Source organism: Salinibaculum sp. SYNS191 (assembly GCF_037338445.1).
GTDB classification, from domain to species: Archaea; Halobacteriota; Halobacteria; order Halobacteriales; family Haloarculaceae; genus Salinibaculum; species Salinibaculum marinum.
Window position 1 is genome coordinate 3,619,221 of sequence record NZ_CP147838.1, and the last position, 17,341, is coordinate 3,636,561.

The following is a 17,341-nucleotide window of genomic DNA, read 5'->3' on the forward strand; positions in this document are numbered from 1 at the left end:
TCTATACTGTGGTCTCCGCTTTTTGGGACCTGCGTAGACTATTGTGGTGTATGAGTCAGTCAAGCACCGAGCGTCTCAAGGAGCGCGTGCAGAACGGCGAGCAGGTGGAACCGTCGGCGGACCTGCCCGAGGCGTACAGACAGGCGGCCCAGCGGATGATTCAGTTCCAAGCCAACAGCGAGATAATGGGCACCGTCGCGGAGAAGGAGTGGATACAGAAGGCACCCACGTTCCGCCGCAAGCGGTCGATGAGCGCCAAGGTGCAGGACGAGGTGGGCCACGCGCAGGTGCTCTACCGCGTCGCGGAGACGCTGGGGCTGAAGGACCGCGAGGAGATGATGCAGGAACTGCTCGACGGCGACGCGAAGTACATCAACTGGGTCAACTACGAGACGCCGACGTGGGCAGACGCGGGCTACATCGCCATGTTCATCGACGGTGCGGCGGTGTTCCGCCAGGGCTCGCTGACGGAGTCCTCGTATGCCCCCTACGCCCGCGGGCTCCGGAAGATATGCTTCGAGGAGTCCTACCACGTCAAACACGGCGAGGACATCGTCCGGTCGCTGGCCACCGGCTCGAAGAAGGAACGGGAGATGATTCAGGATGCCGTGGACAGGTGGGCCGGCCCGACGCTGCGCTTCTACGGGCCGCCGAACGACGACTCCGACCACACGGACGAACTCATGGAGTGGGGCATCAAGGTCCGCTCGAACGACGAACTGCGCCACACCTACATCAACGACTTCTACGTCCCGAAACTGCAGCGCTACGACCTCGACGTCCCGGACCTCGTCGTCTACGACGAGGAGAACGAGGAGTACACCCACCGACCGCTGGACTGGGACCGCTTTCTCGACGTGACCCGCGGGAACGGACCGAAGAACGACGAACGGCTGGCGATGCGTCGCGACGCCGTCGAGAACAACGACTGGGTGCGCCGGGCCGCCGGCGTCGCCTGAGGCTTACGCCCGGTTTTCGTCGTCAGCACCACGACAGAGACACCCCTTCGCTCGGGAGAGCCGCGACAGCGGGGTCGCCGGGTCCCCGAGCGGGGCGACGGGACCCGGCCGACCTCCGGGGTCACCGTTGGGGGTTGTGAGTCGCACTGGCAATCGGGGCGAGTGAGTGACTGCACAACGCGACCCAGGTGTGTGAACATAATACACTATCAAAAAATTTGTTACTCGGCGGTCGCCGTGAGGGTCGACCACCTCGGTCCCGATGTCGGGGTCGGGCTACGAGAACCGCTCGAAGGGCTGCTCGCACTCGTTGCAGTAGTGCATCGACCGACACAGCGACGGTCCCTTCGGGTGGTCCCGCTCGGTGTCGGTCGACCCGCAGTAGGGACACTCGGCCTGGTCGTACTTCCCGGACGTGTCGACGCTTGGGTCTCTATTTCGCATTGTCAGACACTCAGTCCGAACTCCCGGAGTGATTCCTTGCCCTGTTCGGTCACCATCTCGACGGTCCAGCCGGGCGACCAGACGAGGGTTATCTCGGCCGTCTCGACGCCGTCGACGGCAGCGACGGACTGTTTGACCTCGTTGAGGAGCATGTCGCGGGCGGGACAGCCGGTGTAGGTCAGCGTCATGTCGACGGTGGCGGTGCCGTCGTCGACGTCGACGCCGTAGATGAGCCCCAGGTCCACGATGGAGATGGGCATCTCGGGGTCCTCGACCCTGTAAAGCGCCTCCCAGACGCGGCGTTCGACGCCCTCGGCACCTCTCCCGGTGGCCGGGACCTCGTTGTCGGCGGACTCCTTCTCGGCGTACTCGACGTCGTCGTCGCTGTCGTAGCTGGTGTAGCCACACGCCATGGCGTCGTCGTCGTCCCGCTCCGGGCGCTCGTACTCGCTACTCATCGTCGTCCATGATGCGGGTGGCGTAGTCGCGACCGAGTTCCTCGTAGGTGGCCGTCATCTCGTCGAGCAGCGGTGGCCAGTCGTCGGTGTGGTCGCCGTCGCGGCCGACGTGCTCGGGCAGGTCGTCGGGCGAGACGTGGATGTCGTACTGCTCGGGCAGGTCCAGTTCGGGGACCGCCAGCCCGATGGATTCCAGGTACGAACTCACGCGGTCGTGCCACTCGTCGCGCATCCCCACGAGTTCCTCGTCGCGCAGGCCCAGTTCCATGATCGTCTCCTCGACGTCCTCGTCGCTGGGCTCGAACAGCGTCAGCGCGTAGGGGTACAGCCTGTCGAGCGCGGCCTGCAGTTCCTCGTGGCCCTCGTCGTCGGCCGCGAGGTGCTCCAGCCAGCTCTCGGCGTATTCGAGGTGGTAGTCCTCCTCGTCGAGAACCTTCCCGACGCGGTCCCGGATGGGCGCGTACGACGAGTCCTCCAGGGCGCGGAGCTGGATGTCCTCGGCCACGTCGTAGAGGTAGTTCCGGACGACGGCGTCGGCCCAGTCCCCCTCCTCGAAGGGGAGTTCCACGAGGGTGCTGTGCCGGAAGTCGTCGGCGTCGCGCTCCCAGATGAGGTCGGTCTCGTCGTAGCCGAAGGTCTGGACGACGTCGTACCACAGGCGGGCGTGGCCGAGTTCGTCCTGTGCGATGTTGGCGAGCGAGATGTCCGACTCCAGGGTCGGCGCGCGGACCTGCCACTCGGTGTAGCGCTCGGCGAGGACGAGTTCGTCGTCGGCAAGTCGGAGCAGGAGGTCGGTCACGGCCTCGCGCTGCTCCTCGTCGAGGTCCTCGACGCTGTCGAGGCCGGCGTCCTCGGCGGTCGCCATTACGCCTCACCCCGCTGTTCCTCGGCCTCCGTCAGTTCCTTCTCGGAGGCTTCGACCTCCTCGGCGGCCGGTTCGACGTTGTACGTGCGGGCGAAGCGGTAGGACTTGTTCGTGGACCCGCCGAAGTGGGCGTCCTCGGTGTCGACCTCGCCGATTTCTTCCTGCGGGGCGACCCAGAGGCTGTTGGTCGGCTTGCGCCGGCCGTGCTGTATCTCCGCGAACAGCAGCGCCATCTCGCGGTCGGGTGCGTGAACGTTGCCACAGTGGGTGTGATAGCCACCCGCTTTCTCCTGTCGGAATACTTCCCAGATCATTGTCAGTCAGCCGCCTGTGGGGACTGCGAGCCTGCTGCAAGCGCTTCCTGCTCGTCGAGCGCGTCGCGGACCCACTCGACGGCGTCCTGTGCCTCCTTCCGGGCGTTGATTTGGCCCAGCCCGGGGTCGTAGTCGTTCTTCGCGATGGTGAAGAACTCGTCCCAGTCCAGGTCGTCCTCGACGACCTCGTAGGTGCCGTCGTCGTTCTCGCGGATGCGCGGCTCGTCGGGAATCTCCAGGCCGTACATCTCGGCCTTGTCCATGTACGTGTTTAGGAAGGCGTTCCGGAGTTCGTCGTTGGTCATGACCTTCAGGCCGACGTCGGCGGCGAAGTCGTGGTGCGAGGACTTGTCGTCGGTGGGGCCGAAGAACTGCAGGATGCGCGGCCACCACGTCTCGAAGGCCTCCTGGGTCATCTGCTGTTCTTTCTTCGACCCGGTCATCAGTTCGCGGAGGATGTCCTCGCCGTGCTTGACGTGGAACCCTTCCTCGAAGCAAATCTTGTCCATCGCGTGGGCGTAGGGCTCCCAGCTGGACTTCTTGAGCGTCGCCTGCCGGCGCATCGCGGCGCCGTCGACGAAGAAGGCGATCATCGGCGTCTCGACCCAGCTGTCCATCGGGTAGTGGAAGCAGTTGAGGAACTTGCCCTTGCCCTCGGCCAGTTCGTCGAGCATCTCGTCGCGGGTCTTGATCCCCAGCGACTCGGCGGCCCGATAGAGCAACTGCCCGTGCCCGATCTCGTCCTGCACTTTCGCGCTGAAGGCCATCTTCCGCTCCAGGCTCGGTGCCTGGCGGATGAACGGGCGCTCCAGGTACGCGCCCATGATCTCGCTGTTGGCGTGGAACTGCAGCATCCGCGTCGCCGCCTTCCGGTACTCCTCCGGCAGGTCGTCCTTGGGCGCGAACTCGCGGGGACCCGCTCGTTGTTTGACTTCGTCGACGTTCATGGTTCATCACAATGTACCGTCCGATTTCCCTTACTAATTGTGCAGTCTATAGACGGGTTTTATATACTCACCCGCCATATCACGGGTCGTGATTGACGAGTGCCTGATGACGGAGTTTCGCATCGAGGGCGACGACTGTCCGCTGGCCGACGCTAGCCGGGCCGTCAACGGCGTCGTCGACGCCTCTCCGCCACTGATGCGCAACGACGGCAACGTCCTCCTGCGGTTCAGTTCGGCCCCCAACGACGAGTTGACGGCGGTCCTCGACGCGGACGAGCGCATCCGCTATCTCTACCAGTCGGAGAGCGACGGCCGGTACAACTACCGGTGTCTCTCCCTGCACCCCTGCGTCGTCCACGAACTCATCAGCTCCGGGTTCATGGTCGAGTCGCTGACCTACCAGAACGGAAATACCATCCTCACCGGGACTGTGGTCGGCAACGAGATTCTCCGGTCAGTCATGGAGACCGCCGGCGAGACGGTGGGCGTCCGCCTGGAGCGAGTGTACGCCCTGCGCGCCGAGGAGGACGACTCCATCGCCCAGCAGTGGGACCTCACGCCGGCCCAGGAGGCCAGCCTGCGGACTGCCGTGGAGATGGGTTACTTCACCGTCCCGCGGGAGGCCGACGCCGCGGACGTAGCGCAGGAACTCGGCATCAGCAAGTCGGCGTTCATCGAGCGGCTGCACCGCGCACAGCACGCCCTGTTCACCCAGATGTTCCGCACGGGAGACGGCGCGTAGCAAGATAGTAGTGCCCGCACACGCGAATACGTGTATGCGCATCGACGATGGTGCAGTTCGGCGGATTACCTTCGACCGGCCAGACGTGCGGAATGCGATGAACGCCGCCGTCGCGCGGGACCTCGCGGACGCACTCGATGGACTCGACCCGGCCGACCACGACGCGGTCGTCGTCACCGGCGAGGGGGAGTCGTTCAGCGCCGGCGGCGACATCGAGGCGATGGCCGAGCGCGACGAGACGGCCCCGGAGGCCTACGAGCGCGTCCGCTCCACGCTGGGTCGCGTCGCCGAGCAGGTGCTGACCGCCCCCGTGCCGGTGGTGGCGAAGGTCAACGGCGACGCCGTCGGCGCGGGGATGTCGCTGACTGCCGTCGCCGACTTCGCCTACGCCGCGGAGTCTGCCCGCTTCGGCGCTTCCTTCATCAACGTCGGCCTGGTCCCCGACATGGGTGGGACGGCCATCCTGCCGCGGCTCGTCGGCCTCCGGAAGACGAAGGAACTGGCGTTCACTGGCAAACTCGTCTCCGCCGAGGAGGCCGCCGAGATGGACCTCGTCAACGAGGTGGTCCCGGACGACGACTTGGACGACCGGGTCGCGGACCTCGTCGAGACGCTGGCGAACCGCCCGACGGCGAACATCGGGATGGCGAAGCGTGCGATACACGACAACCTCGGGCAGTCGTGGCGCGAGGGCCTGGACCGCGAGGCGCACGTCCAGACGCTGGCGTACGACACGGACGCCCACGCCGAGGGCGTCGACGCCTTTCTGAACGGCAGAAAACCGGACTTCGACTGACTACAGGTCGAAGAAGTCCTCGGCGTTCTCGTAGAGAATCCGCCGCTGGGCGTCCTCGTCGAAGTCGGTGTCGTTCGCGAAGGAGGTCAGCCACGTCTCGGGGTCTATCATCGGGTAGTCGGTGCCGAACATCACCTTGTCCTTCAGCACCGTCTTCGCGTAGTGCAGCACCTGGTCGTCGATGTACTTCGGAATCCACCCGGAGAGGTCCATGTAGACGTTACCCTTCTGCTGGCAGATGGCGAGTTGTTCCTTCTCCCAGGGGAAGGCGGGGTGGGCGATGAGGATGTCGAGGTCGGGGTGTTCGGCCGCCACGTCGTCGATGAGCATCGGGTTGCCGTACTTGACCTTCAGGCCGCGGCCGCCGGCGCTGCAGGCTCCGAGCGTGGAATTGCCGCCGTGGAAGACGACCGGGACGCCGAGGTCCTCGATGGTACTCCAGAGATGGTCGTGGCGGTCCGCGGATGGGTCGAACCCCTGCGCGATCTGCTGGAACTTGAACCCCGAGAGGTCGAGGTCCTCGACGCAGCGAATCGCCTCCTGCACGCAATCGTCTTTCAGCGGGTCGACGCTGCCGAAGCCGACGAAGAAGTCGGGGTACTCGTCGCGGACCTCGGCGACGTAGTCGTTGGGCACGGGCGGGTTCCCGGTGTTGGTCTCGGCGTCCCACCCGAGCAGGACCGCGCGGCCGATGCCGGCTTCGTGGTACTCCTCCAGCATCTCCTCGTAGTCCCACGTCTCCAGGTCGGTGCCGAAGCGGTCGGCGGCGTCCTGCATCATCTCACCGCCGGCGTCGTGGAGGAACTCGCTGGTCGGCTGGTGCGCGTGCGTGTCGAAGATACGGGTCTCTTCGACCCCCGGTAGGTCGACGTCCATACCCGTCCTATCCGCCCACCGCCACAAAAAGCTACGCTTCCGTCCCGTCCGCCGTCAGTGGAACGTGACGCCGACGTCGTGCATGTCCTCGTTGTAGCGCGCGACGTTGATGACGAGCGGCGTCACGCTCTCGACTTCTGCCGCGTTCGAGAGCGGCCCGGCCGCGAGCGCCCGGATGCCGTCGAGTTCGTTCGCGAGGTCGATGACCTGCTGCCGGACGGATTCGTCGTCCGCGACCACGAGCGTGTCGACGTCTAGGTCTGCATCTAGGTTCGCCAGGCGGTCCGCCGCGAGGTTGTGGAACGCGCCGGCGACGGCGAGGCCGTCGGGCGCCCGCTCGGCGACGAGTTCGGTCACGCTGCCGACCTTCGGCGGCCGGTAGTGCAGGCCGTCGGCGTCGCCCTGCATCCCCACCGCGGGGCTGACGACCAGCTGGTCGTCGAGGACGCCCTCCTCGGCCAGGTCTGCGACCGTATCGGCGACGTGGTGGGGCGGAATCGCCAGCACGACGACGTCCGCGCCGGCCGCTGCGTCGGCGTTGGCCGCACCCTCGATGTCCCGGTCGATGCCGTGGTCGGCCAGCCGTTCCTCGTAGTCGCCCGCGCGGTCGACGGCTTTCTCCGCCTTCCGCGACCCGATGACCACGCGGTGGTCCGTGTCCGCCGCGTACCGCACTGCGAGTCCTTCGCCGATGTCGCCCGTGCCGCCGAGTATGGCCAGTTCCATATCGGTACGAGTAGGACTCACCGACAAAAACGTATTCGTCTTGGCCCGCGGCAACACACGCCGCTGCTCGTCGCGGCTCCGCGGTAAAAATAAGATGTATTATATATATACTTATTTGGTAGTTATCGCCGCGTGGTGTGTTTCGGCGGTCCAGCACCGACTCCCGTGGCGTGGCGGATGCCGGTCCAGTATTCCACAATGCCACGGATTTCGGTCGAACGGCCGCTCACCCGGGATGCGGTGTTCGCTTCGGGGCTGTGCGTCTCACTGTTACAGTCTCGTGAAAATCCTGCCGTAACACTCTCTGCGGCCGTTTTCTGCCTCCTATCGGAGTATGGTTCTCTCAGTTCCAGTCCGGAGAACGGACACTGCAACACGTCGCCTGTACGTAAACAACGCGTGACAATTCTGCTATTCTCCAGTACTAGTAACAATTCATAGCCACTCTTTTACCAGTAAGATGCAGGTCGTGTGCAGAGATAGAAGTCTTTACCTGAGGGTTCTCCGTTCGACCGGTATGGCACTGCGCACACTCGGTAGGCTGCTCGAACTCGGTCTGGCGCTCGTCGGCCTGTTCACCATCGCCTTCGTCGTGTTCTCGTACGGCTGGAACGGGGAACCACCGACGGTCGAACTGGAGTAGGACAGGGCGCGAAGCCGCCAGGCGGCCCCTCGTCGCCACGGCTCTGGAGGCCGACGAGTCAGAGGAATAGATTTAACACAAACACGTCATATTCTCGGATGTGACACGCAGAGAGACTAACCGGTCGGCAGGGGAACCGGCGACTCGCCTGAACCGGCGGCGGCTGCTGACGGCCCTCGGGGCCGCAGCGATGCCGACCGTCGCTGGCTGTGGCAGTTCGTCAGACGACCCTACAGATACTGCGACCTCGACTCCCACTTCGACTTCAACAATGTCACCGACATCCACACAGCAGCAGATGGACAGCCAGGAGATACACCCGCGATTCGGTTACATCGGGACCGGTGATGACTCACCGCCCGTCGAACCCGACCACACGATAAATCTGGCAATCAAGCCGCGTGACCCGGTCCCGATTCCGGAGTTCTACTTCGAACCGACCGGCCTGGCTATCGAACCGGGCGACACGGTTCGGTTCAATCTCGCCTCGCCGCATCACAACGTCAACGCGTACCACCCGGCATTCGGGTACACCCAGCGGGTCCCCACCGACGCACCGCCGTACTCCTCGCCCATCCTCGGTGTCGGCGAGTACTGGCTGTACACGTTCGAGACCGAGGGCGTCCACAACATCATGTGCGCCCCCCACGAGCTGTTCGGGATGGTCGGCTCCATCGTGGTCGGCTCGCCGACCGGTCCCGCAGCGAACCCCGTGGGCGAGGCTCCCGCACCGAGCGAACAGTCCCGCCCGCCGGAGTTCACGGCGGGACTCGTCCTCAGCGACCCCGCGATGACCCCGGAGAACATCGCCGACCAGGGGAGCGTCTCCTGGACCGACCTCGCCCCCGAGAGCAAACGACCGCTCCTCACGCCGGTTCAGGAAGAGGGCTGAGTCCGGTCCCGACACCGCGCCCCCGTTTTGTGCGACCCTCGAAGCCTCCGCCGACACCGGGAGTGTCGTCCGGCTGTTTATTGTGTGTATTGTGAACAAACTGCTAATAACCCGCCAGGCGCGTCCCCTCGTCGACCCTTTTCCAGATTCGGTCGTCCAGGTATATTGTGATTTGGAGGCTAGAGCGCACAGCCGCGTGCGCGTGCGTCACGCGAGCAGATGTGCCCCACAGATGACCCGCGACGTCACGCACTCGACTGCAGTAGTCGTGTATGTGTCGACAGGGTGCTCCGACTGTCTGTAGCTACCGATAACTTATCCATCGGTATCGGTCGGTTACGGAGATATAGTATTGTGCAACTAGCCCAAAACCGTTATTAGCCTCCTAATATTAGGGGTGGCTGTACAGAATTTCGATATGCTCGCAAGACCACTCACACAGGTGACAAGGCATGTTCGGTATTGAGACCCTCAGCGGGAACGCGCAGGCGGCCGTACTCGTGGGAATCGTCCTCATCGAGGCGATGGTGCTGTACCTCGGATACGGCTGGCTGGAGACGTGGTTCGGACCGTCGCTCAAGCGATTGCTCCAGGGCCAGTGTGCAGTGCTGGACGTGCTCTTCCGGCGCTGTTCCGTGACCGAAAACGGGGGGAGAGAGTGATGATGGAGATATTCGGCGTCAGCGCGACCCTGCTGGCGACCTTCGCGGGGTTCGGGTTGCTCATCGGCATCCTGTTCGGGTTCTTCGGGATGGGCGGCTCGTTCCTCGTCACGCCGGCGCTGCTGGTGATGGGCTACGAGCCCAGCGTCGCCGTCGGGTCCGGGCTGGCTTTCGTCTTCGGGACGTCGGTCATCGCCACGCTCAAACACCGTGACCTCGGCCAGGTCGACTACAAGCTCGGCGTGTTGATGATCGCCGGCACCACGGCCGGCATCGAAGTCGGCAAACTCGGGCTGGAGTACCTCCAGGACATCGGCGTCGCCGACACGATCGTCAGCGTCGCTTACGTCCTCCTGCTGGGTGGCATCGGGGCCTTCGTGACGCGCGAGGCACTCAAGGCCGGCGGCGGGGGCGGAATCGACCACGACGTCGACGAAGACGCCGACGCGGAGGACGCGGACATCCCCGAGATTGCACAGAAGATACAGTCCTACCGCATCCCGCCGATGATGGAGCTACGGGGCGGCTTCAAGGCGTCGCTGTGGATGATACTGCTCGTCGCGTTCGCGACCGGACTGCTCTCCGGGTTCCTGGGCGTCGGCGGCGGCTTCATCCGCATGCCCGCGCTGTTCTACCTCATCGGCGTGCCGGTCCCCGTCGCTGTCGGGACGGACCTCTTCGAGATCGTCTTCTCGGGAGGTATCGGGAGCTTCCTGTACGCGCAGTCCGGGGCCGTCGACCTGAGCATCGTCGTCCCGTTGCTCGCGGGGAGCGCACTCGGCGCGCGCATCGGCGCGACGGCGACGAGTCTCGTCGAGGAGGACGACATCAAGGTGTACTTCGGCGTGATGCTGTTGCTCGGTGCCATCGCCGTCGCGGTCCGGAAGATCGGCGGCGTGTTGGACCTCCCGGTGCTGGACACGGTGAGCCTGCTCATCATCCTCGGCGCGGCCCTGCTGGTCAGCGGCGCTGTCTCCTACAGCGCAGTCCGGGAACTCCGCGAGGAAGCCCAGGACAGGTCGGTCGCGGCTGACGTCTGACGCTCGCTTCTCCATCCCTTCTGTATTGCGAATATTTCACAACACTACTTGTGCGGCCCAGCCGCTGCTGAGGCTATTTCTGATAAATAACCGCGTTGTTACGGCTCCGTCTCCTTTGGCCATTTTTCACCTCGTAGTTAGTATTGTACAAAACAAGCAAGATATATGTACCCCCAGGCCCAAGCGATGAGCGTAACATGGAACCAGAGGACTTCCCGACACCGGACGTCGAGGTCGACGAAATCGCCCCAGCGGAACTCAAGGAGCAAATCGACAGCGGCGACCCAGTCACTATCCTCGACACCCGGATGAACAGCGACTTCGACGAGTGGCACATCGACGGTCCCTCCGTGGACATCGCGAACGTCCCGTACTTCCACTTCCTCGACGACGAGGTCGACGACGACGTCATGGAACAGATTCCCACGGGCGACCCGCTGGTCGTGCTCTGTGCCAAGGGCGGTGCCAGCGAGTACGTCGCCGGCGTGCTGGCAGAAGCCGGCCGCGACGTCGTCCACCTCGAAGAGGGCATGAACGGCTGGGCGCGCATCTACGAGCGCACGCCGGTCACACGGTACGACGGTCCCGGCGACCTCTACCAGTACCAGCGCCCCTCCAGCGGCTGTCTCGGCTACCTCGCCGTCTCCGATGGTGAGGCCGCAGTCATCGACCCGCTCCGGGCGTTCACCGACCGGTATCTCGACGACGCCGAGGACCTGGGCGTCGACCTGACCTACGCCTTCGACACCCACATCCACGCGGACCACATCAGCGGCGTCCGCGACCTCCACGAGCGCGGCGTCACCGGCGTCGTGCCGGAGGAGGCCCGCCCACGCGGCGTCACCTACGTCGACGAGGTCGAGACCGCCGAGGACGGCGAGACGTACGCCGTCGGCGACATCGAGATAGACGTCGTCTACACGCCCGGTCACACCTCGGGCATGACGTCCTACCTCGTCGGCGACAGCCTGCTGGCGACGGGCGACGGCCTGTTCGTCGAGAGCGTCGCCCGGCCCGACCTGGAGGAGGGCGACGAGGGCGCGCCCGACGCGGCCCGTCAGCTCTACGAGACGCTCCAGACGAAGGTCCTGCCGCTCGACGACGACGTGCTCATCGGCGGCGCACACTTCAGCGACGCCGCCGAGCCGGCCGACGACGGAACCTACACCGCGCCCATCGGCGAACTGGAAGCGGAGATGGACGCGCTCACGATGGACGAGGAGGAGTTCGTCGACCTCATCCTCTCGGACATGCCGCCGCGGCCGGCGAACTACGAGGACATCATCGCGACCAACCTGGGCCAGCAGACGGCCGACGACGACGAGGCCTTCGAACTCGAACTCGGTCCCAACAACTGTGCGGCCAGCCAGGACGCCCTGACCGGCGACTGAATCTCTCCTCGCGCGCCGTAGCGCGCACGGTCCCCTTCACGCTCCCCCCTGACGTTTCACACGAGCCGTCGTCGGTTCTGACGGCTCTCACACGCGGCAACGGCGCTGACCGCTCACGAATCAGCGTTTACTCGCTTCCTACTGGACGTCGAAAAGAGAGCCGTCGTCGCCTCAGCGCACCCTCGTCGGCGGGACGAGGAGCACGTTGCAGTTCGCCTTCGCGGTCACTTCCTCGGAGACGCTCCCGAGCAGGAGCCGCCGCATCGGACTCCGGCCGCGCGACCCCATGAGAATCGTGGTCGGCTGGACCTCCTTCTCGACGGCGAGTATCTCCTCGGTGGCCTCGCCCTCCCGGACGAGCACGCGCGTGTCGATGCCCTTCGCTTCGAGTTGCTCGGCCAGCGCCTCCAGTCGCTCCTCCGCGTCCGCGACGGCCTCCTCGTTGCTGCCCGCCCGCCGTTCCGGTGGCGCGACGTGCAACAGTGTCGCCTCCTTCGTCGCCTCGGTGAGGTTGTCGAACTGTTCGAAGGCGCGCTCGGCGTTCTCGGAGAAGTCGGTCGCGTACAGCACTCGCTCGAAGAGGTGCTCGTTGGCGACTTCGTGGTCGTCGTCGCCCTCGACGATTCGCTGGAGCAGGAGCGGTCGGACCGACGTCCGAGCCACGTTCCTCGCGGTTCCGCCGATGAACCGCTGTTCGAGCGGGCTCTGCCCGCGGGACCCCACGATGATGAGGTCGGCGTCGATCCGGTCGGCCAGCCCGTTGATGCGACGGTGCGGTGTCCCGCGCATCACGTGGGTGTTCACCGTGAACCCCTCCTCTTCGAGCAGTCGCTGCTGGCGGGCGAGTCCCTTCTTGGTCCGCCCCCCCACGTCACTGCCGGGCATCCCCACGGTGACGTTCGGGCTGGTCACCGTTATGAGGTCGAACTCGTCGATGCCGTAGCGTTCGAGACACTCCAGACACGTCCGCGAACTGATTGCGGCCTCGATGGCGTCGGACAGGTCGGTTGCGAATACTGCGCGCATGTCTTCCCCTTGGTGGAACAACGTATTTAGTCTTGTGCAATATATACAATATATGTGGTCGCGTCTCGGTAGCAGTCGTCCCCACCGCGGTGTCGAACGATTAATGACGAGGCCGGGGAAAGGGAGCGGACATGACACGAGACGCCGGTGAACCGTGGGCCGTCACCGCGAAGGACCGCCGAGCGCTCGCCCGCTCGCTCCGGTCCCGGGACGCGTCGGCGGCCGTCGTGACGGTGGCCGCCGTCGAGGGCTCGGCCTACCGGCGGCCGGGTGCGAAGATGGTCGTCCCTGCGGGCGGCGAACCGGTCGGGGCGGTGACGGCGGGTTGTCTGGAGGGGCCGGCGGTCGACGTCGCGACGACCGTCATCGAGAGCGGACGACCCCGCACCGAAGTGTTCGACATGACCGCCGACGATTCGGGCGAGTGGGGCCTGGGACTCGGCTGTAACGGCGTCATCGACCTGTTCGTGGAACCCCTCGACGCGAGCCTCGACCCGGTGCTCGACGTCCTCGCTGACGGCGAACCTGTGACAGTCGTGACCGTGGTCGAGGCCGGCGAGGACGAACTCGTCGGGAGCCGCGTCCTCGTCACCCGCGACGGCACTGTCCGCGACGTGCCGGCGCGACGGCGAGTGCCCGACGGACTCCTCGACGACGCGGCCGACACTATCGAGCAGGTCCGCGGAACTGCAGCGACGCAGACGGCGGAGGTGGGCAGCGGTGCGACGCTGCTGGTCGACGGCCTCCAGCCCGTTCCGACGGTCCTCGCCGTCGGCAGCCAGCCCGACGTCGAACCCGTGACGCGGTTCGCGGACGACGTCGGGTTCCGGGTCGTCGTGTACTCCCCCCGCGGAGCGACCGACGAATCCACGTTCCCCCGCGCCGACATCGTGCGGACGGGTAATCCGTCCGACGTCGCCGACGTCGTCGAGACTCCCGAGCACACGTACGCGGTGGTCATGTCCCACAATCTGGTCGACGACCGGCTGGCGGTCGAGGCGCTGCTCGACCGGGCCGCGCTCCCCTACGTCGGACTCATGGGGCCGCGAAAGCGGTTCGACAGCCTCCGTGACCTCCTTGCCGACGATGGCGTCGCGCTCCCGGCCGAGGCGCTGGAGCGCATCTCGACGCCGGTCGGCCTCGACCTCGGGGGCGGCACACCGGCCGAAATCGCGCTCAGCGTCGTCGGCGAAGTCGTCGCGGTCAGCAACGGCCGCGCTGGCGGTCGTCTGAGCGACCGGGCGGGACCGATTCACCCCCGCACCGCCGTCGACGGCGGGGACTGACCGTCAGTTGTCGAGGACGTCACCGGGACTGTCGACGTCCCGTCGCACCCCCGGGTCGTCCGTCTCGACGAGAGCGCTCTCCGCCGCCGTGAGCAGTATCTCCCGCCCGCCCACGTCGCCGGACAGCGAACGGAGGGCGTCGAAGTGCGCCGCGTCGAAGAGGACGGGATTGCCACGGTCTCCCCGGTAGGCTGCTGCAAGCGCCGTGTACTCCCCGCTCTCGTAGGTCGCGACGAGCCTGGCGACCGTCCGGACCGACACTGACGGCATGTCCCCGAGCGCGACGAGCACGGCGTCGGCTCCGTTGCGCTGGGCGACGTCGACGCCGGTGCGAACGGACGTGCTCTGTCCCTCGCCGTAGTCCGGGTTCTCGGCGACCCGAACGTCGACAGCCGCGAGCGCCTCCCCGACCCGCGCCGCCTCGTGGCCCACCACGACGACGACGTCGGTGAGGTGGCCCGCGAGCAACGGTTCCGCGGCGTGTCGGACGAGCGGCTGTCCGCCTACCGTCTGGAGGAGTTTGTTCCGGCCCTCGAAACGGGTACTGGTCCCGGCGGCCAGCACCACACCCCAGACGTCGGCACTCCCCTCGGGTTGCGTGGACGGCTGCGACACGACCGGCAGGGACTCCTCCGCCGCCGCCGGGTCGGTCCGCGAAGCGTCCTCGGTCATGTCACTCCCTTCGCCCGGGGAGGCAAAAGCGTTCCCGCGCACTGGCGTCGAGAGGGCCCGAAGCCGGCTTCGAGTGCCAACCCTCTTTGTGCCTGCGGCCCGAGTAGTGGATATGCAGTGGAGGCTCTTTGCGACGCTCGCGGAAGCCGCGGGGGAGGCCGAGGCCGCCGTCCCCACCGAGGGTGAGGTCACACTACGTGAGGCGTTCGACGCGCTCCTGGAAACGCATCCGAGTCTGGAACCGGAGGTCTTCGACGAGGAGGGTCACCTCTACGACCACGTCCGCCTCCTCGTCGACGGGAGCGACCCCTTCGCCACGGGCGAGGGCTGGGACACGACCGTCGACGGCGACACCGAACTCGCCCTGTTCCCACCGGTCAGCGGAGGGTAGTCGGCCCCCGCTGCGCTCGCCGGGCTGTCGGTTCCCGCGGCCGCTCGACGCCAGCACATGGAGAGAGGCGTCTCGCTGGGTCGTGGTTGACCGCGCGCCCGCGCTCTCTCGTCGCCGTCGGCGCTCGTCTGCTCGCCCTGGCTGTCTCCACGGCCTCGCGCGCGCCGCTCCCGGCCCGTCCACGGCACTCAGGTCCGGCCGCTCCTCCATCGCCTATCTGTTTGACATGTGTTCGCGGGCGACGTCGTTCAGCGGCGTCCCACCCCCGGTAGTGCCCGAATACCACCGCATCCAGCGAACGAGTAAAATATACAATTTCTTATATACAGTGCCGAAATTCAGGTTTTGAGTGGTCGTATGTAACGAACTTTGCAGACATTGTATGTCGTGATTAATGACATATATTCCTACCAGCTGGGAACTGGCTGCCGGTCATATATGTATCTTGTGTATATGGTAACATATGGTTGTAAACACGAGGCAGTCGATTCATCTGGACGTCGAGGGAGAGCCGGTATACGGCGAATTAGTCGTCCCGGAGGACCCGGCCGGACTCGTCGTCTTCGCCGCCGGGACGTCCGGGACACGCTACGCGACACTGGAGCGTCGACTCACGGACGCGTTGCACAGGCTCGGAATCGGCTCGGTGGTCATGGACCTGGTCAGTCACAGGGAGTCGGCTGACCGGGCCACCCGCTCGGACGTGGACCTGCTGACGCGACGCTTCGCCGCACAGGTCGACTGGCTCACCGACCAGGAGGTGACAGCGGACCTCGACCTCGCAGTCTGTGGGGTGGACACCGGAGCGGCCGCTGCCGTCGAATACCTCTCCAGTCAGTCCACCGACGTCGCCGGCCTGGCGGTCCTGAATGGACGACTCGACCTCGTCGCGTCGTCGGTTCCCCGGCTCAATCACCCGATTCTGTTCTTCCTCGAAGGGACCCACCCCCACCTGGAGACGAGCTATCGGACTGCCTACGACCGCGCCGGCGTCCCGGACCGACGCAAGCACTTCCTCCACGTCACGAACCAGGACGCGCTCAGTATCGTCGCCCGCTGGGTGGAGTCGCGCCTCCAGAAGCCCTCCGAACCCGCACCGCGGGCCCACTGACTGCCTCGTCGGGGCCGTCGTCAGTTCTCCCCCATCGTCTCGAACTCGGAACCCGGCTGCATCTCGTCGTACAGCAGCGGCACGGCGAGTACTGTCGCCGCCTTCGCCACCCCGTCGAGGTCCGGCAGGGTGACGTCGAAGGTGAGGTGCACCGAGAGCGTCCGCCTGCTGACCTCGCCGATGGGTTCGCCTTCGGCCGTCGTGACGTTCATCTGTTGGCCGCTCGGGGTGCCGAGCAGCGACCGTCCCGCCTCCTCGGTCACGATTCGCGCCGCCACCTCACCGGTCGAGGCCGGCCGGACCTCCCACCGCTCCTCGACCGTGGGGTCCTCCTGGACGAGCGTCGCCAGCACCGTCCCCGAATCGGCCTCGCGGAGCTCGAAGCGTGTGCGTCCCTCCGTCGGTTCCCCGCGGACGTACTGCAAGACGAGCGTGTCGCCGTCCCGGAACTCGTACTCCTGCCGTTCGTCGAAGAACCGCCGTCTGGCAGACAGCAACTTCTCGCCCGACGACGTCTTGATGGCGTAGTCGGTCCCGATGAGTGCCGACATCACGACGAACGAGTCCCCGGCGAAGTCGACGTCGCTGACCACGTCCGGTGGAGTCATGTGCTCTGTCTTACGGCGCTGAACGTATAATACGTATGCCACACTGACTGGATTCGGGGTCACGAGCGCCGGTGCTGCCGCTCGACGAGGTCGGAAACCGGGAGGAGAACGGCAGACGCTCGGTCGCGGACCCACCCGCGCGGAGCGAGGTCAGTTCGTCGGTGCCTCGACTGTCTCTTCGGCGATAATCGCTCGCTGCGCGGCGGTCCGGATGTGGTACCGGGCCTCCGCGTCGTCCACCCTCTCCAGTGCTTCGGTGAGGTCTTCCTCCATTCGTTCGAACAGACGGGCCGGGGTACTCATCCTCGACTTCCACGTACGATGAAAACGACAATAAATCTATTGGGAATTATATCTATGCTGGAAATAACCCACCCTGACCCGCAGGCACACTCCCCTCACCTCCGGTGCTGGTGCCCGCAAGGGTCACCGGCGACCCTCGGCCGCGAAACGCCTTCGTCCGCGTCGGGTCAGGAGTTATCGAAATCTGAT

The 17,341-nt window shown here is 65.7% G+C and carries 22 protein-coding genes; 11 read left to right on the top strand and 11 right to left on the bottom strand.

What is annotated here, in order from left to right; all coding sequences use genetic code 11:
* The first annotated feature begins 50 nt into the window (after nucleotides 1-50).
* Nucleotides 51-959, top strand: coding sequence for a 1,2-phenylacetyl-CoA epoxidase subunit PaaA (paaA, locus tag WDJ57_RS18780; protein WP_338902495.1), 909 nt, complete (start codon nucleotides 51-53; stop codon nucleotides 957-959).
* A gap of 276 nt (nucleotides 960-1,235) precedes the next feature.
* Here the strand turns inward: paaA (WDJ57_RS18780) and paaE are convergent, their stop codons facing one another.
* From paaE to paaA (WDJ57_RS18805), 5 genes are read right to left on the bottom strand one after another with little or no spacing between them, the layout of a single operon-like run.
* Nucleotides 1,236-1,403, bottom strand: a complete 168-nt coding sequence (paaE, locus tag WDJ57_RS18785) for a 1,2-phenylacetyl-CoA epoxidase subunit PaaE (protein ID WP_338902496.1) — start codon at nucleotides 1,401-1,403, stop codon at nucleotides 1,236-1,238.
* 2 nt (nucleotides 1,404-1,405) lie between these two features.
* Nucleotides 1,406-1,861 carry a 1,2-phenylacetyl-CoA epoxidase subunit PaaD gene (gene paaD / locus WDJ57_RS18790; RefSeq protein ID WP_338902497.1) on the bottom strand — a complete coding sequence of 152 codons (456 nt, stop codon included), beginning with the start codon at nucleotides 1,859-1,861 and terminating at the stop codon, nucleotides 1,406-1,408.
* Complete coding sequence (gene paaC / locus WDJ57_RS18795) at nucleotides 1,854-2,726, bottom strand: 1,2-phenylacetyl-CoA epoxidase subunit PaaC (protein ID WP_338902498.1); 873 nt, start codon at nucleotides 2,724-2,726, stop codon at nucleotides 1,854-1,856. Before paaC ends, paaD begins: the two co-directional genes overlap by 8 nt.
* Nucleotides 2,726-3,040 (bottom strand): 1,2-phenylacetyl-CoA epoxidase subunit PaaB, encoded by a 315-nt coding sequence (gene paaB / locus WDJ57_RS18800; protein ID WP_338902499.1) that lies wholly within the window; start codon nucleotides 3,038-3,040, stop codon nucleotides 2,726-2,728. The genes paaC and paaB overlap by 1 nt, the downstream gene beginning before the upstream one ends.
* Nucleotides 3,041-3,042: 2 nt before the next feature.
* On the bottom strand, nucleotides 3,043-3,987 hold the full coding sequence (gene paaA / locus WDJ57_RS18805) for a 1,2-phenylacetyl-CoA epoxidase subunit PaaA (protein WP_338902500.1): 945 nt from the start codon (nucleotides 3,985-3,987) through the stop codon (nucleotides 3,043-3,045).
* A 106-nt stretch (nucleotides 3,988-4,093) separates the two neighbouring features.
* On the opposite strand from paaA (WDJ57_RS18805), the gene WDJ57_RS18810 reads away from it, so the two are divergent.
* Entirely contained in the window at nucleotides 4,094-4,729 is a 636-nt protein-coding gene (locus WDJ57_RS18810; RefSeq protein WP_338906316.1) for a helix-turn-helix domain-containing protein, read from the top strand.
* Nucleotides 4,730-4,763: 34 nt separating this feature from the next.
* Nucleotides 4,764-5,525, top strand: coding sequence for an enoyl-CoA hydratase/isomerase family protein (locus WDJ57_RS18815; RefSeq protein ID WP_338902501.1), 762 nt, complete (start codon nucleotides 4,764-4,766; stop codon nucleotides 5,523-5,525).
* Here the strand turns inward: WDJ57_RS18815 and WDJ57_RS18820 are convergent, their stop codons facing one another.
* On the bottom strand, nucleotides 5,526-6,401 hold the full coding sequence (locus WDJ57_RS18820) for an amidohydrolase family protein (protein ID WP_338902502.1): 876 nt from the start codon (nucleotides 6,399-6,401) through the stop codon (nucleotides 5,526-5,528). It abuts the gene before it with no gap.
* A 54-nt stretch (nucleotides 6,402-6,455) separates the two neighbouring features.
* The gene (npdG, locus tag WDJ57_RS18825; protein ID WP_338902503.1) at nucleotides 6,456-7,127 is read right to left on the bottom strand and encodes an NADPH-dependent F420 reductase; all 672 of its coding nucleotides are present in this window, start codon (nucleotides 7,125-7,127) and stop codon (nucleotides 6,456-6,458) included.
* A gap of 517 nt (nucleotides 7,128-7,644) precedes the next feature.
* Here npdG and WDJ57_RS18830 point away from each other — a divergent pair.
* From WDJ57_RS18830 to WDJ57_RS18850, 5 genes are all read left to right on the top strand, one after another.
* Nucleotides 7,645-7,770: a hypothetical protein gene (locus WDJ57_RS18830; RefSeq protein ID WP_338902505.1), complete on the top strand. Its 126-nt coding sequence runs from the start codon at nucleotides 7,645-7,647 to the stop codon at nucleotides 7,768-7,770.
* Nucleotides 7,771-8,041: 271 nt separating this feature from the next.
* Nucleotides 8,042-8,662: a cupredoxin domain-containing protein gene (locus WDJ57_RS18835; protein WP_338902507.1), complete on the top strand. Its 621-nt coding sequence runs from the start codon at nucleotides 8,042-8,044 to the stop codon at nucleotides 8,660-8,662.
* A 452-nt stretch (nucleotides 8,663-9,114) separates the two neighbouring features.
* Nucleotides 9,115-9,324 (top strand): DUF7512 family protein, encoded by a 210-nt coding sequence (locus WDJ57_RS18840; protein WP_338902508.1) that lies wholly within the window; start codon nucleotides 9,115-9,117, stop codon nucleotides 9,322-9,324.
* Nucleotides 9,324-10,364, top strand: coding sequence for a sulfite exporter TauE/SafE family protein (locus tag WDJ57_RS18845; RefSeq protein WP_380630222.1), 1,041 nt, complete (start codon nucleotides 9,324-9,326; stop codon nucleotides 10,362-10,364). Before WDJ57_RS18840 ends, WDJ57_RS18845 begins: the two co-directional genes overlap by 1 nt.
* A gap of 197 nt (nucleotides 10,365-10,561) precedes the next feature.
* Complete coding sequence (locus WDJ57_RS18850; RefSeq protein WP_338902509.1) at nucleotides 10,562-11,755, top strand: MBL fold metallo-hydrolase; 1,194 nt, start codon at nucleotides 10,562-10,564, stop codon at nucleotides 11,753-11,755.
* Nucleotides 11,756-11,926: 171 nt separating this feature from the next.
* Here WDJ57_RS18850 and WDJ57_RS18855 read toward each other — a convergent pair whose 3' ends face one another.
* Nucleotides 11,927-12,781: a universal stress protein gene (locus tag WDJ57_RS18855; protein ID WP_338902511.1), complete on the bottom strand. Its 855-nt coding sequence runs from the start codon at nucleotides 12,779-12,781 to the stop codon at nucleotides 11,927-11,929.
* A 131-nt stretch (nucleotides 12,782-12,912) separates the two neighbouring features.
* Between WDJ57_RS18855 and WDJ57_RS18860 the strand changes: the two genes are divergently transcribed.
* Complete coding sequence (locus WDJ57_RS18860; RefSeq protein ID WP_338902512.1) at nucleotides 12,913-14,067, top strand: XdhC family protein; 1,155 nt, start codon at nucleotides 12,913-12,915, stop codon at nucleotides 14,065-14,067.
* Nucleotides 14,068-14,070: 3 nt separating this feature from the next.
* On the opposite strand, the gene WDJ57_RS18865 is transcribed toward WDJ57_RS18860, so the two are convergent.
* On the bottom strand, nucleotides 14,071-14,739 hold the full coding sequence (locus WDJ57_RS18865; RefSeq protein ID WP_338902514.1) for a nucleotidyltransferase family protein: 669 nt from the start codon (nucleotides 14,737-14,739) through the stop codon (nucleotides 14,071-14,073).
* 112 nt (nucleotides 14,740-14,851) lie between these two features.
* On the opposite strand from WDJ57_RS18865, the gene WDJ57_RS18870 reads away from it, so the two are divergent.
* Both WDJ57_RS18870 and WDJ57_RS18875 read left to right on the top strand, forming a co-directional pair.
* Nucleotides 14,852-15,130, top strand: a complete 279-nt coding sequence (locus WDJ57_RS18870; RefSeq protein WP_338902515.1) for a ubiquitin-like small modifier protein 1 — start codon at nucleotides 14,852-14,854, stop codon at nucleotides 15,128-15,130.
* Between the two features lie 463 nt (nucleotides 15,131-15,593).
* A complete protein-coding gene (locus tag WDJ57_RS18875; RefSeq protein WP_338902516.1) occupies nucleotides 15,594-16,241 on the top strand; it encodes a hypothetical protein in 648 nt (215 codons plus the stop codon).
* A 20-nt stretch (nucleotides 16,242-16,261) separates the two neighbouring features.
* Here the strand turns inward: WDJ57_RS18875 and WDJ57_RS18880 are convergent, their stop codons facing one another.
* Together WDJ57_RS18880 and WDJ57_RS18885 are read right to left on the bottom strand one after the other, a co-directional pair.
* Nucleotides 16,262-16,849, bottom strand: coding sequence for a hypothetical protein (locus tag WDJ57_RS18880; protein ID WP_338902517.1), 588 nt, complete (start codon nucleotides 16,847-16,849; stop codon nucleotides 16,262-16,264).
* A gap of 150 nt (nucleotides 16,850-16,999) precedes the next feature.
* A complete protein-coding gene (locus tag WDJ57_RS18885) occupies nucleotides 17,000-17,152 on the bottom strand; it encodes a hypothetical protein (RefSeq protein ID WP_338902518.1) in 153 nt (50 codons plus the stop codon).
* Between the last annotated feature and the right edge of the window lie 189 nt (nucleotides 17,153-17,341).